Genomic DNA, 583 nt, shown 5'->3' with positions numbered 1-583 from the left:
GATAATCTGCCCCCCATGCTTGGGCGGCATTTTCAGAGCAGTGGTAGCTAACAATCCTGTCTTGTTTAGCCGCAATAAACAGCATATGTTCGACGGGCTTTTGTGATTCGCATTGAAAGCGACTGGCCGCCAGAATTTGCTTGATTGCCGCTCTCCGGCTAGGTGGCTGCTTACGTCTGAAGTCTAACCACTCATCTAGCAAACACTCATCACTATCTCTCATGTTACTCGACAATCGCAAAATTTCACGCTCACTGTAGCGCATAACGGGGTTAAACCAGGCCTTTAGGAAGCCTGCATAGGCCTTAGGTTGAAGTCTCTGATAAAAGCGAGCATAGGGTCTAAAGCTTGAATTTATCAGTATCAGGCTAGCGACTTTTTCAGGGTGCATTTGAGCCAAGGCAAGCGCCACCATTCCGCCCATGGAAATACCTACAAGATTGATCTTACCGTCAACAAGCTTGGCTGAGTCAAAAATCCTCGGCGCAAGACTCTCAGCAATTTCTTCTATCGTCCCCGGGCTAGATTCATGATGTCGCTCACCAAAACCTGGCAAGTCCTCAAACAATACCTCTGCGCCTGA

At 48.2% G+C, this 583-nt stretch carries 1 protein-coding gene; it reads right to left on the bottom strand.

Features of this window, described 5'->3' with window-relative positions; all coding sequences use genetic code 11:
- Positions 1 to 583, bottom strand: a 583-nt coding sequence (locus tag A3729_RS06545) for an alpha/beta fold hydrolase (protein WP_068633450.1), incomplete at both ends; no start/stop codon positions are given.

Source organism: Oleiphilus sp. HI0043 (assembly GCF_001634935.1).
The sequence above is the reverse complement of the archived record's forward strand: the minus strand, read 5'-3'. Positions and strand labels throughout refer to the sequence as shown.